Annotated in this window: 1 protein-coding gene; it reads left to right on the top strand. The window is 44.3% G+C overall.

The window, feature by feature from the left end; genetic code table 11:
* On the top strand, positions 1 to 296 hold a 296-nt coding region (locus SPADD19_RS11175), incomplete at both ends, for an aminotransferase class V-fold PLP-dependent enzyme (protein WP_128861652.1).

Raw genomic sequence — 296 nt, 5'->3', positions numbered from 1 at the left:
CCAGCACGGAAAATCTTATTTCTATTGTAGGGATGGCAACCGCGCTTCAGCAAGCTACACTTCATCAAGAAGAAAATTTCCACCAGGTTCAAAAACTCGGCCAAGAGCTAGTCAATGGTTTAGCAGCCTACGACTACTACGTAAATGCGAATGACGATCATCTTCCATTTGTTTGGAATATTGGCTTTCCGGGTGTCCAAAATGACGTTTTATTAATGCGACTCGATCTTGCTGGAATTTCTGTCTCTACAGGTTCTGCTTGTACCGCTGGTACAGTTCAACCCAGCCATGTCCTT

The sequence above is a fragment of the Streptococcus parasanguinis genome, from assembly GCF_001578955.1.
GTDB lineage: Bacteria > Bacillota > Bacilli > Lactobacillales > Streptococcaceae > Streptococcus > Streptococcus parasanguinis_U.
Note: the sequence above shows the minus strand (reverse complement) of the source record. Positions and strands in the feature narration are given on the sequence as shown.